The 14,428-nt window shown below is 70.0% G+C and carries 11 protein-coding genes; 4 read left to right on the top strand and 7 right to left on the bottom strand.

Going from position 1 to position 14,428, the window contains the following annotated elements:
- Positions 1 to 3: 3 nt before the first annotated feature.
- From AC2DFQ_RS00130 to manA, 4 genes are all read right to left on the bottom strand, one after another.
- Complete coding sequence (locus AC2DFQ_RS00130; protein WP_484532573.1) at positions 4 to 1,398, bottom strand: DUF5719 family protein; 1,395 nt, start codon at positions 1,396 to 1,398, stop codon at positions 4 to 6.
- Positions 1,395 to 4,223 carry a glycosyltransferase gene (locus AC2DFQ_RS00125; protein WP_484532572.1) on the bottom strand — a complete coding sequence of 943 codons (2,829 nt, stop codon included), beginning with the start codon at positions 4,221 to 4,223 and terminating at the stop codon, positions 1,395 to 1,397. Before AC2DFQ_RS00125 ends, AC2DFQ_RS00130 begins: the two co-directional genes overlap by 4 nt.
- A gap of 68 nt (positions 4,224 to 4,291) precedes the next feature.
- Complete coding sequence (locus AC2DFQ_RS00120; protein ID WP_484509859.1) at positions 4,292 to 4,615, bottom strand: WhiB family transcriptional regulator; 324 nt, start codon at positions 4,613 to 4,615, stop codon at positions 4,292 to 4,294.
- Between the two features lie 143 nt (positions 4,616 to 4,758).
- Positions 4,759 to 5,928 carry a mannose-6-phosphate isomerase, class I gene (gene manA, locus AC2DFQ_RS00115; protein ID WP_484532571.1) on the bottom strand — a complete coding sequence of 390 codons (1,170 nt, stop codon included), beginning with the start codon at positions 5,926 to 5,928 and terminating at the stop codon, positions 4,759 to 4,761.
- A 41-nt stretch (positions 5,929 to 5,969) separates the two neighbouring features.
- Between manA and AC2DFQ_RS00110 the strand changes: the two genes are divergently transcribed.
- Genes AC2DFQ_RS00110 through AC2DFQ_RS00095 form a run of 4 tightly spaced genes read left to right on the top strand, consistent with a single transcriptional unit; the run spans position 5,970 to position 11,652 of the window.
- Positions 5,970 to 7,373, top strand: coding sequence for an O-antigen ligase family protein (locus AC2DFQ_RS00110; protein WP_484532570.1), 1,404 nt, complete (start codon positions 5,970 to 5,972; stop codon positions 7,371 to 7,373).
- Positions 7,370 to 8,716: an O-antigen ligase family protein gene (locus tag AC2DFQ_RS00105; protein WP_484532569.1), complete on the top strand. Its 1,347-nt coding sequence runs from the start codon at positions 7,370 to 7,372 to the stop codon at positions 8,714 to 8,716. The genes AC2DFQ_RS00110 and AC2DFQ_RS00105 overlap by 4 nt, the downstream gene beginning before the upstream one ends.
- 52 nt (positions 8,717 to 8,768) lie before the next feature.
- A complete protein-coding gene (locus AC2DFQ_RS00100) occupies positions 8,769 to 10,691 on the top strand; it encodes a glycosyltransferase (protein WP_484509863.1) in 1,923 nt (640 codons plus the stop codon).
- Complete coding sequence (locus AC2DFQ_RS00095; protein WP_484532568.1) at positions 10,675 to 11,652, top strand: glycosyltransferase family 2 protein; 978 nt, start codon at positions 10,675 to 10,677, stop codon at positions 11,650 to 11,652. The genes AC2DFQ_RS00100 and AC2DFQ_RS00095 overlap by 17 nt, the downstream gene beginning before the upstream one ends.
- Here AC2DFQ_RS00095 and AC2DFQ_RS00090 read toward each other — a convergent pair.
- Genes AC2DFQ_RS00090 through glf form a run of 3 tightly spaced genes read right to left on the bottom strand, consistent with a single transcriptional unit; the run spans position 11,637 to position 14,356 of the window.
- A complete protein-coding gene (locus AC2DFQ_RS00090) occupies positions 11,637 to 12,383 on the bottom strand; it encodes an ABC transporter ATP-binding protein (RefSeq protein WP_484532567.1) in 747 nt (248 codons plus the stop codon). The two genes, AC2DFQ_RS00095 and AC2DFQ_RS00090, sit on opposite strands and share 16 nt — an antisense overlap.
- Positions 12,383 to 13,174: an ABC transporter permease gene (locus AC2DFQ_RS00085; protein ID WP_484532566.1), complete on the bottom strand. Its 792-nt coding sequence runs from the start codon at positions 13,172 to 13,174 to the stop codon at positions 12,383 to 12,385. Before AC2DFQ_RS00085 ends, AC2DFQ_RS00090 begins: the two co-directional genes overlap by 1 nt.
- A gap of 45 nt (positions 13,175 to 13,219) precedes the next feature.
- A complete protein-coding gene (gene glf / locus AC2DFQ_RS00080) occupies positions 13,220 to 14,356 on the bottom strand; it encodes a UDP-galactopyranose mutase (protein WP_484532565.1) in 1,137 nt (378 codons plus the stop codon).
- Positions 14,357 to 14,428: the final 72 nt, after the last annotated feature.

The following is a 14,428-nucleotide window of genomic DNA, read 5'->3' as shown; positions in this document are numbered from 1 at the left end:
CGGCTACGGGAAGACGGGGATGGGCGGAGCCGCGGCGTCCGCGCTCCACACCGGGAACCCGGCGAGCGCTCCCGCCGCGGAGAAGGACACCGCCGCCCGCACCGGTGCGGACGGGTCGAGGACGTACGCCCCCGACTCGGCGAGAGCCACCTGCGCCGCGGCATCCGGCGCCACGTCCACCTCGGTCGTCGAACCGCCGGGGGTGGTCACCGTCACCGTCGCCGTTTCGCCGCCCTCGTTGACCAGGGTCAGCGCCGGCGATGCGCCGGTGGGCACGGCGACCGCCGTCGGTCGGTCGACCTCCGGGGCGGCGGCGAACCACGCGAAATCGGATCCCTCTCCGAAGCCCGTGGTCCCCCACACGCCGCTGACCACCGGCGCCGTGGCCGCCACGTCGACCGTGTAGGTGCCCGGGCTCAGCGCCGGGAGACCGAATTCGCTCGGAATTCCGGCGACGAGCGGCACGGCCGCGTCCTCGCCCACCGTGCGGCCGGCGCTGTCGCGCACCGACACGATGGCCTGGGTGTCGGCCGCGGGCGAGAGGAGACGGACGATCGTGCGCGCCCCTTCCACGCCTTCGGTGCCCTCTTCGGGGACGACCACTCCCGCGACGATCTGGCGCTCCGTGGCCGCGGCGACCGGGCTTACCTGGTCGATCCCGCCGGGAAGGAGCGTGCGGATGAGGCTGGACTGCAGAGCCGCCGTGACGGGGGCACCCATCGCCGTCACCGAGATCACGGGGCTCGCCTCGTCCGGGAGGAGACCGGCGAGGGGGATCACCACCTGGCTGCCTGCGGGAACGACCCGGTCGGTACCGCCGGGGGCCACCTGCGCGCCGGATGCGCCGTAGACGGTGACCTGCACGGTCGCGGCGACCGTGCCCGGGTTCGACAGCACGACCAGGTCACTCGAACCCGTGGTCGTCGCGCCCCCCACGAGCCACGACTCCAGAAGCGGCGGGCGGCAGGCGGATGCGGCGAATCCGCGAAGATCGGCTGCGTCGATGGAACTGGAGCCCGCCGCGGCGAAGGTCGCCGGTTGAGAGCCGTCGGGGGCGGAGGCGAAGGCGAGCGACTCCGCGCCTTCTGCGGGTGCGGTCAGTGCGCGCTCGGTGGCCCCGGCGCTCGCGGGGCCGGCGACCACCGACTGGGAAGCGGCGACCGACAGCTGTCCGGCCTCCTCCACCACCCGGCCGAGCGCCAGGAGCGGTCCGTCGCAGGCCAGCACGGTATCCGAGGGCGCCGGCGTCGCCACCACGCGCACGGGCTCGGCCGTCACCGTCGGCCACGGGAAGGCGATCGCGAGCACGACGGCGATGACCGTCGCGGCGGCGGCGGCAGCACCCGCCACGACGCGGGTGCTCGTGAGCACCCACCGGAACAGCCGCCGCTGCGTCATCGCGTCTCCTTCGGTGCCGGCCCGACGATGCGAGGGGTCCGACGTGCGATACGACGGCTCGCGGCGGTCGGCACGGACAGCAGCAGGCAGATCGCGACGACGGCGAGCTGGGCCAGCGCCAGCGCCCGCGCGGTGTCGCGGACGGCCGCCGAGTCCGGTGCGCGCGGCTCGACGTCGCCGGTGAGCCGCCAGAGGGCACCGCGTGCGGTCTCCCCGACGGCGTCCAGGCCGTCCCGCTGGTCGAGCGCCGTGGATGCGGCCAGCCGCAGTGCCTGGACGGTCTCGACGTCACCGTCCGGGGCCTGGAGCAGGACGAAGCCGATCCCGCGCTCGGCGAGCGCCTGCACGGCTTCCGGACTGGTCGAGGTCACCAGGTCGGCCGACAGGTCGGCCAGCTCTCGATCGGCGGCGGAGGCCTCGGTACGAGTGGCCTGGACGGTGCTCTGTCCGCCGAGCGTCTCACTGCCGCCCCACACCACCTGCACGACCATGCCCTGGTCGACCGGATTCAGCACGATCGTGCCCACGCGCGGGTCGCCGTTGCCCTCCGCGGCGACATAGGCGGGCAGGGTCGCCGCGGGCCCGTTCGTGAGCACCGACGCGTCGCGCGCGGGCGCCGTGAGGGAAGGAACAGCCACCACGACCACCCCGGCGACGAGGAGGAGGGCTGCGACCGGGCGCAGCATCCGCAGACGCGGGACGAGCCCCGAATCCAGCGTCACCACCGCCGCACCGGCCGCGCCCGCCCACGCAAGGCTCAGTGCAGTGCCGGGCCACAGGGGCACGGACGCCGTCCCGGCGAACGACACCGCGATCCCGACAGCCGCGAACGCGGTGGCCATCCCCAGCACGGCCAGCACGACGAGGGCCGCACCCACCGGCCATCGCGGAGTCACGAGCGACATGAGCGCGAGGACGGCCAGCGGCGCCAGCAGCAGCGGCACCCACCACACCGGCGCGCCGCCGAGGAACGCGCTCCATCCGCCCGGGTCAGCGGTGGGGAACCCGGCGGCCAGGAGCAGGCGTCCGGCAGCATCCGCCGACACTCCCCCGCCCACGGGAACACCCGGGTCGGCCAGGAGCGCGAGCAGGTCGCCGGAGCGGACGCGCACCCAGACGAGCGGGGCGAAGAAGACCGCCGACGGTACGACGAGCCACACGACCTTCGCCACCCCGCGGCCGCGCCGGGCGGCGATGACGGTCACGAGCATCCCGAGCCAGGCGATCAGCAGCGCGGGTGCGAGGGATGGGGCGCACGCCAGCACGGCGGCCAGGAGGAGCGACGCGCCACCGGCGCTCGCCCACGATCGGTGCGCGACGGTGCCGGTGTACAGGAGCCAGGGAAGAAGGAGGTGAACGAGGACCGCGGCCGGGCGCCCCTCGACGAGCGCCGTGAGGAATGTCGGGGCAAGACCCCACACGATGGCTGCAACGATCCGCAGGAGCGAGCGCTCCGTCAGCCGGGTCGCTGCGAACCACCCGCCGAGGACGGCCAGGGGAAGAGCGAGGAGCCACAGGAGCACGATGGCGCGGGACGGCTCGACCGGCCACAGCGTGCCGATCACGGCGATCACCGCCGCGAACGGGTCGGCCGGTGCGACATCGGCCAGCCCCAGCGCGCGAGAACCGAACGCGGCGTCGGCCCACAGTCGCCCGACGGTGGACCGCAGCGGCAGGAGTGCGCCGCCGCCGAGCACCGGCCAGGCAAGGAGCTCAGGAAAGACGCCCACCGACACGACGGCTGCTGCCAGCACCACCCATGCCCCTCCGCCGGTGAAGAAGCGCAGCTCCGAGCGCACCGGCGCGTCGGGGTCTGCGCCGTCGCCGTCCCATCGGAGCCGCAGCTGCGCCGAGGTGATGCGCAGCGGCGTCAGGCGCGCCCACCCCGTGCGGCGGGTGGCGCGGATGCGGCCACGGGCCCGCGCGATCGCGCCCCATCGGACGAGAACAACCAGGGTGGCCCACCAGTCCGGTCCCACTCGACCCGGCTGCTTGGCCACGAGAAGGGAGACCGTGCGCCACACCGCGAGCGGCAGCAGCGAGAGCCAATGGAACGCCACGGCCACCGCGGGCGCATAGACGATCCTGCGGTGCAGCTCGGCGGTGCGGGTGGCGAACTCGCGCCTCGTCGAGTGGCGCTCGGACGGAAGACCTGCCACTCCGTCCCCGGCCACGGCCACCACGGCGGAGGGAACCAGGGTCACCCGCTCCCCCGCGAGACGGGCGCGGACCCCCAGGTCGAGTCCTTCGTCCGCGCCGGCGAGGCCGGCATCCAGCCCGCCGAGTTCGCGCCACGCGTCGCGGCGGACGAGTACCCCGCGAATGTCGGTGCCGAGAACGTCCTCGGTCATGTCGTGCTGCCCCTGGTCGAGTTCGCCGGCGGCGAGCTCCACGGTTCTTCCCAGCGGCGACAGGCTCACCCCGAGCGAGACGAGCTCCGAGGGGTCGTCCCACCGCACGAGCTTGGGGGCGACGAAAGCGACGGACGCCGCCACTTCCAGGGCGCCGGCGAGCCGGATGAGGGCGTCGGGCTCCGGAGCGGTGTCCTGCGCGAGCAGCCACACGGCGTCACCGGTCAGGCGCGGGGTGGCCATCGCCGTGGCGGCGGCGAAACCCGTGCCGTGGGAGGCGGTGATGACGCCCTCGGCACCCGAGCGCGCGGCGAGGTCGCGCAGGTCGTCGCCCCCGCCGCAGAGGATGATCGTCAGCGCGTCCACGGGCCGGGTCTGCGCGGCCAGCGCAGCGAGCGTTCGGCGCAGGTGTGCGGCAGCGGGCGTGCGCCCTTCCGGGCGCACGACGAGGATCGCGTGGACTCGAGCGGGCATGACGCAGTCAGCCTAGGCCGAGACCGTGTCCGCGCTGCGGCGCACGCGCCGCGGAGAGCGGATCGCGCTCAGCTTGCGCGGCGCTTGAGCTTGCGCCGCTCGCGCTCGCTGAGCCCGCCCCAGATACCGAACCGCTCGTCGTTCTGCAGTGCGTACTCGAGGCACGCGTCGCGGACGTCGCACGTGGTGCAGATGCGCTTGGCGTCGCGGGTGGATCCGCCCTTCTCCGGGAAGAAGGCTTCGGGATCGGTCTGGGCGCACAGGGCGTCGGTCTGCCAGGACAGGGCGTTGTCGTCGGCGTCGGTGTCGCGGCGGACTCCCGGCACTCCGAGATGAACGGGGTCGACGAACCAGTTCTCAGGTACGCCGGAACGATACGGTGATCCAGCCATCTCGTCTCCTACCTGAGCCCCTCAGCCACGCCGGCCGCGTGTAGTCATAATTACACCCGTGTCATTCGCTCAGGTCAAGTCGCAGATACTAAAGCCTCAAGGCGGACTTCAAACTTCACCACGCCCGCGGCGTGTCGGGGATGTTATGCCCGACCCGGCATCGCCACGAAGGCCTGACCGGCGCCGGCGAAGACGAGAGGGCTCTCGACCGGCGTGGCGAGCAGCGCCTGCCCGGGCTGGAGGGTGAGCCGAGCGCCGCTGGCGCCGGTGACCTCCACGATCCCCGTGACCGCCAGGGCGAGCGCCGTGCCGTGAAGCTCCACCTCGAGGGAACCCTCTCCCACGGTGACCGCGGCGAGCGCGAAGTCGGGCACTCCGGCGTCGAAGAGGTCGACGCCGGGCGCCAGGGCGCGCGGTGACAGCACCGGAGGGCCCGAGGGCGTCGCATCCAGCACCCGCATCAGCTCGCCGGTGTCGATGTGCTTCGAGGTGAGGCCACCGCGCAGAACGTTGTCACTCGCGGCCATCAGTTCCACACCCAAGCCCGCCACGTAGGCATGGAGGACGCCGGCGGGGACGAAGATGGCCTCGCCACGGCGCAGGGTCACGAGGTTCATCAGCAGCGCCACCACCACGCCGGGGTCGGCCGGGTAGGCCTCAGCGAGACTCCGCGCGAGCGCGAGTTCCGGGGCGAACTCCTCCGACCGGGCGCCGGGGATGGCGGAGATGATCTCCGCGACCTCGCCGGCGGCATCGCCGTCGAGCAGCCATCCGATCGTCGCGCGCAGGCTTTCGGCCGCATCCTCCCCGGCGAGGTGAGCGGCCAGCGCGCGCGGACCCGGCCCGTCGCCCAGCGCCGCGATCAGCCGGCGCGTCGCGGAGATGTCGCGGAGTCCGGCGAGCGCGTCGAACCGGTCGCTGAGCGCGACGAGCAATTCCGGCTTGTGGTTGTCGTCGCGGTAGTTGCGGTCGGCCGCATCCCGCGGGACTCCGGCCGTCTCCTCCCGGGCGAACCCCTCCTCCGCCTGCGACTTCGACGGATGCGCCTGGATCGACAGCGGCGCGCCGGCCGCCAGCAGCTTCATCAGATAGGGCAGCCGCTCGGGCACCCCGAGGGCCGTCGCCTCCTCGGGCAACCAGGTGTCGAGGGTGCGATGCGAGCCGTCATGCACGAAGGCCGGTGAGCCGGGATGGTCACCGAACCACACCTCCGCCTCCGGGGCCCCCGAGGGTTCCCGTCCCTCCAGCTCGGCGAGGAGCGCGGTCGATCCCCACGCGTAGTCGCGCGGGGCGTTGGAGATCCGGGTCAGCACGCGCCCAGCCTACGGCGCGCCGGGGACTACCCTGAGTTCCCATGGCGGTTCACACGAAGCATCCCGCGTCGGCCCCGCCTACCCCACCCGCGCGAGAGAAGACCGGGCACCTGTTGCTGCGGGGCTGGTGCGTCTTCGTCGTGCTCCTCGCCCTCGGGGGAACTGCATGGGTGCACGCCTTCGGCGAGGTCGCCACCGGCGCTCTGACGGTCCTGTCGGGCGTGGTGTCCGTGGTGCTGTGGCTCTCGATCCGGCCGCCCGTGCAGGGCCGGCGCATGCCGTGGCTGGCCTTCGGGTACATCGCCTGGGCGGGGGTGTCCGTGCTCTGGAGCGCGTGGCCGGCGACCTCGGCCCTCACGTGGCTGCTGCTGGCGATCACCACGCTCCAGGGCCTGTTCGTCGCCGCCGCACTCACGTGGCGCGAGATCGTCCGCACCATCGCCTCCGCGCTGAAGTGGGTGATCGGCCTCAGCATCGTGTTCGAACTCTGGGTCTCGATCGTCGTCGGCGGCCCCATCCTCCCGGGATGGGAGCGACCGGTCGGGAAGATGGATCCGATCGTCTACTGGTCGCGCGACAACCTCTTCGACTGGAGCGGACGCATCCAGGGGATCTTCGGCAACTCCAACCTCCTTGCGGGCGTCATGGTGCTGGCCCTGGTCGTCTTCGCGATCCGCTTCGCCGCCCGCTCCCCCCGGCGGGAACTGCTCGTCGCGTGGATGGTCGCCGCCGCCTTCCTCCTGGTACGCGCGGGCTCCGCCACGGCCTACCTCTGCGTCGCCGCGATCGTCGTCGTGCTGGGCACCGTCCTCCTCATGCGCACCGCCCGGCGCCCCGGCGAGCGGACCCGCTGGTATGTCCTCTACGCCCTCGTGGGGTTCGGCGGCGGGGCCGCGCTGTGGTTCGGCCGTGACGCCCTCTTCACGCTCCTCGGCCGCTCGGCCGACCTCACCGGGCGCGAGCAGATCTGGCAGCAGGTGCTCGAACGCGCCTCGCAGCATCCCCTCATCGGATGGGGCTTCGCGACGCCGTGGCTGCCGCAGGACCCCCAGTTCGACGGGTGGATCGTGGACCACGGGGAGACCGTCCTGCAGGCGCACAGCATGTGGCTGGACGCGTACCTCCAGCTGGGCGTCGTCGGCGTCGTGCTGCTGGCCCTCGCCTACCTCGCGTTCGTCTGGCGTGCGTGGTTCTTCGCGGTCGACCGGCCCCGCTTCGACCTGCGCGCCGATCGTCCGTACTCGCCCCTCACCCTTCTTCCCACCCTGACCGCCACGCTTCTGCTCGTGCAGGGCATCTCGGAATCCGGGCCGCTCCTGGTGTGGGGATGGATGCTGTTCATCCTGTTCTCGTTCAAGATCAAGCAGGCGCCGCTGGTGGGCGTCGGTCCTGCCGAGCGGCGTCTGGCCATCGAGCGCGGCGACCTGCAGAGCGCAGTCCCGTGAGCGGCCCCGCGCCGCACCCGGCCTCCACCCTGCCGGCCCTGCTGGCCTCGGCGTCCTTCGCCCGCGCGTACACGCTCACGACCCTGGGCACGGTGTTCTCGGCGTTCGCGATCCAGCGGATTGCCGGCACCGTCACGTTCATGACCATCGTCACCGGCCTGTGCGTCGTCGGCATCGGGATGCTGCTGGCCCGCCGAGAGGAGTACTCCCTCGCGCGCGTGGCGCCCACGACGCTGCTGAGCTTCCTGGCGTGGACGCTGGCCTCGGTGGCCTGGACCGGCGACCGCGGGCACACCGTCGCCGGGTGGACCGCTCTCGCCGCGATCGCGCTCCTCGCGGTCGTCGTCGCGCTCGTCCGAGACACCCTCCAGACCGTGCGCGCTCTCGGCGACGTGCTGCGCTGGCTGCTGTCGATCTCGCTGGCCTTGGAGATCCTGTCCGGGATCCTCCTGGACATGCCGTTCGGCTTCCTCGGCATCCAGGGCCGGATCGCGGAGTTCGGACCCATCCAGGGCATCTTCGGCACCCGCAACCTGCTCGGCTTCGTCACAGTGATCGCCCTCATCACGTTCCTCATCGAGTACCGCACCCTGTCGGTGCGCACCGGCGTCGCCGTCTTCTCCGTCGTGCTCGGCGGGGTCACGGCCGTCCTCACCGACTCCCCCACCGTGTTCGTGGTGGCCGTCGCCGTCGCCGTGGCGACGGCGGCCCTCGTGGCCGTCCGCAGCGCGGCACCCGAGCGGCGGAGCATCCTGCAGTGGACCATCGGCGGCGTCGTCGCCGTGGTCGTCCTCACCGGGTACGCGATGCGAGGGACGGTCATCGAGCGGCTCGGCGCGCAGAGCGACCTGTCGCTGCGCACCGATCTGTGGGGCACGCTCGTGCCGTTGGTGCGATTCCGCCCGGTCCAGGGCTGGGGATGGTTCGGCGCCTGGGTTCCCGGCGAGTTCCCCTTCAACGCGATCAACGCCACCCTCCGGGAATCACACGCCTCGGCGCTCAACGCGTACCTCGACGTCCTGCTGCAGATCGGGTGGGCGGGCTTGCTGCTCTTCCTGGCGCTGGGCGTGGTCGCCCTCGTGCGATCGTGGCTCGTCGCGAGCGAGCGCCGGTCTGTCGTCTACGCGTGGACACCGCTCGTCCTCGTCGCCCTCCTCGTGGACTCGCTCTTCGAGAGCTTCACCCTGAGCGGATTCGGCTGGTTCATGCTCGTTCTGTGTGCCATGCGGGCGGGGCAGAGTCGCTCCTGGCGCGAGCGTATGGACTCCCTCGGCGAGCCCGACGCGCCCGGAATATTGCCGTTGGCGGACGGCGCTCAGGGGTTGGACGGCCGGCGCGGGTAGGATTCAGCGTGGCCGAATCGTCGGCCCGGTGCAGCATCCGGAGACTCTTCACGTGGCGTACACCCTTCAGCATGTCGTCTTCCCGATCGAACGCGACCCCGACCTCCTGCCTCTCTACGCGGACCCCGAAACGTGGTCGGTGATCGATGAGGAGCCCGTGCGCGTGTCCAATCTCGCGCAGCTCGGCAACGTCCTCGGGCGCCGGCGCGCACGGATCGCGGCGGGGCGACGCGTTTCGTTCGGCACGTACTTCAACGGCTTCCCCGCCTCGTACTGGCAGCACTGGACGGCCGTCCGGCGGGTGCGGCTCACGGTCAGGATGAGCGGGAAGGCCACCATCCTGGTGTACCGCTCCAACGGCGGCGGAGTGAAGCAGCGGCTCGAGACGGAGGAGGTCTCCGGCGAATCCGAGACGTCGTTCGACCTGGAACTGACCCAGTACAGCGATGGCGGGTGGATCTGGTTCGACATCGCTGCCGACGAGGAACCGGCGACCTTCGAGGGCGCCGAGTGGACCACAGAGGACGAACCGGTGCGAGCAGGCAAGGCCAGCATCGGCATCACCACGTACAACAAGCCCGACTACTGCGTCTCCACGCTCGAGAATCTCGCGGATGCCCCCGAGGCCCTCGAACTGGTCGATCGGATCTTCCTCATCGATCAGGGCACCGACCTGGTCACCGAGCAGGACGCCTTCCCCGCCGTGGCCGCGCGCCTCGGCGACACGCTCGAGGTCATCCGGCAGCCCAACCTCGGCGGCTCCGGTGGCTTCGCCCGGGCGATGGCCGAGACGCTGCAGCGCCCCGACAGCGACTTCGTCCAGCTGCTGGATGACGACGTAACGATCGAACCCGAGTCGGTGCGCCGGTCGATCATGTTCGGGCGGTACGCGTCGGTCCCCACGCTCGTGGGCGGGCACATGTTCGACCTGCTCGACCGCCCGAAGCTGCACGCGTGGGCCGAGGTCGTCGACGACGCGCCGTTCATGTGGCGCGCGCTGTACCAGGAGAATCTGCCGCACGACTTCAGCGTCGCGAACCTCCGGCAGTCGCCGATGCTGCATATGCGGATGGATGCCGACTACAACGGCTGGTGGATGTGCCTCATCCCCGTCGAGGTCATCCGCGAGATCGGCCTCGCCCTCCCCGCCTTCATCAAGTGGGATGACGCCGAATACAGCCTCCGCGCGCGCGACGCCGGCTTCCCCACGGTTTCCGTTCCCGGCGTCGCTCTGTGGCACGTCTCATGGATGGGCAAGGACGACTCGATCGACTGGCAGGCCTACTTCCATGCGCGCAACCGGATCGTGGCGGCGCTTCTGCACTCGCGGACGCCAGCCGGCGGGACGCTGGTGCGCCACAGCCGACGCGTCGACCTCAAGCATCTGATGATGATGCAGTACTACCCGGTCGCGCTCCGGCATCGGGCCATCCGCGACGTCCTCTCCGGCCCGCAGCATATGCGGGCGGGGCTCGCGACGGCGATGCCCGCCGCGCGCCAAGTGGCGAAGTCGTTCCCGGAGACCGTCGTACACAAGGACTCGGGCGTCCCGCTGCGATCCCGGCGCGGGCGTCAGGTCTTCCGGCGGATGAAGGCCCATGAGTTCGACAGCCCGACCGGACTCGCGCTGCGGACATTCACGGCGCGCACTCTCCTCTCGCACTGGATCCATGCACCGAAGCCGGAGAACACCGCCCAGCCCGAGGTCGAGTTCGGGAAGGGCGATGCGAACTGGTGGCGGGTGCCGCTGTATGACAGCGCCCTCGTGAGCGCGGCCGACGGGTCGGGCAAGAACGTCTACACCCGCGATCGCGCGAAGTATCGTCGAATGCTGATCGACACCGTGCGTCTGCATCGGCGCCTCCGCCGGGAGTGGTCCACCCTCGCGCGGCGATACCGCGACGCCCTGCCCCAGCTCACCTCCGAGGCCGAGTGGCAAGACACCTTCAGGAGCCCCGATGACGCAAGACGCTAAGCCGTTCGACCCGGCGTCCGCGACGATTGCGATCGTCACCTACAACCGATCGGGTCTGCTCTCGCGCCTGCTGACGAGCATCGAGCGGATGGATCCCAAACCGGGGCACATCGTGATCATCGACAACGCCTCGGTGGATGACACCACCGAGGTTGTCGAATCGTTCCGCGCACGCCTGGGATCGGAGCTGGTGTACCGGAGGCTCGACACGAACACCGGCGGATCCGGCGGATTCAGCGAGGGCATGCGCACCGCCTACGAGCTGGGCTCGCAGTGGATCTGGCTCATGGACGACGACGTCGAGGTCCTCCCCGACGGCCTCGCGCGCATGGGCGCGTGGGCGCCCCGCTTCCGCAGCATCCAAGGACGACGTTACGACTACGACGGCAGCGAGTTCTACTGGCAGTACCGCGTCGCCGAATCCATGGCCATCCCGATCCCGTTCGCACCTGCCGGTTTCGACGAGTCCGGCTACAAGGAGATGAACTCCGGCTGCTTCGAGGGCATGTTCATCCACCGCGACATCGTCGCGAAGATCGGCCTCCCCGATCCGCGGTTCTTCATCTACTGGGACGACCAGCTGTACGGCTGGCTCGCCTCCCGGCACACCACATCGGTGATCGTCGACGAATTCGTGCTGCGCCGCACCCGCGAGATCAAGCAGTGGGACATGGGCATCCGGCACATGAACGCCTCCAGCGACGCCTACCGGTACTACATCATGCGCAACCGGGCGCTCATCAAGCAGTACTACCGCGCTCTCGGCGCCTACAAGCCGCTTCCCTTCGCCGCCGGCACCTCACTGACGTTCGTCAAGGAGCTCATCCGGCTCCTGCTCGTGGAGCGCACGGTCCGCGGCACGAGCCACCTGTTGCGCGGGCTCCGCGACGGCGGGCGCATCGCGCGCGACCGGTCCTGGCGGCCGATGCCGTCCTTGACCCAGCCTCAGCCTGCGGCGTAGTCGGCGTTGTAACGGTCGAGCACCTCGGCGATGGGTGCGTCCATGGCCAGAACGCCCTTGTCGAGGTAGAGTCCGCGGGTGCAGAAGCGGCGCAGGTCGCGCTCGTTGTGGCTGACGAAGAACAGGGTTCGCCCCTCGCTGAGCAGCTCGTCGATCCGGCGGTAGCACTTCTCGCGGAACGCCTTGTCGCCGACAGCGAGCACCTCGTCCACCAGCAGGATGGGCTCATCGAGCTGGGAGACGACGGAGAACGCCAAGCGCACCTTCATGCCGTTGGACAGATGCTTGTACGGCGTATCCACGAAGTCGCGGATCTCGGCGAAGTCGATGATGCCGTCGAACCGACGGTCCACCTCCGCCCGGGACATCCCATGAAGGCCGGCCGCCAGCCGCACGTTCTCGCGGACCGATAAGTCACCGACGAACCCCCCGGTGATCTCTATCAAAGGCGCGACTCCCCCGCGGACTGTCACCCCGCCCTCGTCGGGAAGGAGGACACCGGCGACCAGCTTCAGCAGCGTGGACTTTCCCTGGCCGTTGCGGCCGACCACTCCGATCGACTCGCCGGGATGCACATCGAAGGTCACGTTGCGCAGGGCCCAGAATTCGCCCGGACGTGTGCGCCGCGATGACCCGGCGAAAAGATCTTTGATCGTGCGCTTCCCCCGCTTATTGCGGCGGAATCGGACGCCGAGGTCGCGAGCCTCGATTGCGGAGTGTGGCGTGCTCATCACAACTCCTTCAGGAGGGGTCGTTCCAGCCGCGGGAAGGCGAAGAGGCCGAGGAGGAGGAGACCGATGGAAATCACAGCGGACATCACGACGGAGAACGTGTCCCACTGGGCGGGAAAGAAGCCGGCGCGGAAGAGGGTGAAGATGCCCGACAGTGGGTTGAACGCCGCGAGCTGCGGGAAGATCCCGGGCAGATCACCGACACCGTAGATAACGGGCGACGCGTAGAAGAGAGCTCGCAGAATGAGCCGCGTGGTCCTCTCGAGGTCGCCGAAGAGCACACACAATGGCGCCACGAGGAGTCCGAGCCCGACCAGCAACACCGCCTGCAGTGCGACAGCCACCGGGAACAGCAGGAGGCCCCAACTCACGGTCGCGCCACCGAATACCGCGAACAGGATGAGGACGGGGATAGCGAAGAGGAACTCGATCCCCTTGCTCAGCACGATGCGATTGACCCAGATGGAGCGAGGGATCGAGGTCGACCGCACTAAGCGAGCATCCTTGTTGAAAGCTCGCGTGAAGTCAGTGACAGCGGCGTTGAACCACACCCAGGGCAGGAGGGCGGTGATGAGGAACACGATGTACGGCTGCTCACCCACGGTGCGGTCGAACACCTGCGTAAAGACGAACCAGTAGATGAGGCTCATCACGAGCGGGTCGAGGACCGACCAAAGGTAGCCCAGTGCGCTGGTGGCATACCGGACGCGCAGGTCCCGTGCCGACAGCAACCACAGCGAGTGCAGGTAGCGCCGGGCGGAGCCAGGGGCGCCGACGGCGGCGGTGGTCACGGCATCGATCCTACGATGCGGTCGGCGGGGACGCTGGCGACGCACTCAGGCGAGCTGGTTGTTCCACATCGACAGGGCGGAGCCGATCGCCATGTGCATGTCGAGATACTGGTACGTCCCGAGGCGTCCCCCGAAGATGACGTCCCGCTCACCCTTGGCCAGCTCGCGATAGGCCAGCACGCCCGCTCGGTCCTCGGGGGTGTTGACCGGGTAGTACGGCTCATCGTCGCGCGTGGCGAACCGGGAGAACTCGCGGACGATGACCGTTCGATCCGTGGGGTATCGGTCGGCCCTCTCCGGGTGGAAGTGCTTGAACTCGTGGATGCGCGTGTACGGCACGTCGGCGTCGGCGTAATTCATCACGCTGGTGCCCTGGAAGTCGCCTGTGGCGAGCACCTCCTGCTCGAAGTCGAGCGTGCGCCATGACAGTGCACCCTCGGCGTAGTCGAAGTAGCGATCGACCGGGCCCGTGTAGACGATCGGGAGCTGTCCGACGGTCGCGGCCCTGTTGAGCGGTTGTGCGTCGTCGAAGAAGTCGGTCGAGAGCTTCACCTCGATGTTCGGGTGATCCGCCATCCGTTCGAGCCACGCCGTATACCCGTTGACCGGCAACCCCTCCCACGTGTCGTTGAAGTACCGGTTGTCGTACGTGTAGCGAACCGGAAGCCGCGAGATCACTTCTGCAGGAAGGTCCTTGGGATCGGTCTGCCACTGCTTGGCGGTGTAGTCGCGGATGAACGCCTCGTACAGCGGCCGGCCGATGAGGCCGATAGCCCGTTCTTCGAGGTTCCCCGCCTGCTTGGCGTCGAACTCGCCGGCGAGTTCGCGGATCAGGGCCCTCGCCTCATCCGGGGTGTATGCCGCCTGGAAGAACTGGTTGATCGTTCCCAGGTTGATCGGAAGGGGGTACACGACTCCCTTGTGCGTCGTGTACACGCGGTGCACGTAGCTCGTGAACTGGGTGAAGCGGTTGGCATACTCCCACACCGTGGGGTTGGAGGTGTGGAAGAGGTGTGCGCCGTACCGGTGAACCTCGATGCCGGTCTCGGGCTCGTCCTCGCTGTAAGCGTTCCCGCCGAGGTGATGCCGGCGGTCGATCACGGTCACCTGGCGGCCGGATGCGGCCGCACGCTCCGCGATCGTGAGGCCGAAGAAACCCGAGCCGACGATGAGCAGATCCATAGAGAGAGCTTTCGTGTCGAGGAGCGGGGCCCGCCCGCTGAAGGCGTCGTTTCGATCCTACGTGGCTCCGCC

Source organism: Microbacterium sp. Z11_20, from assembly GCF_057197605.1.
Note: the sequence above shows the minus strand (reverse complement) of the source record. Positions and strands in the feature narration are given on the sequence as shown.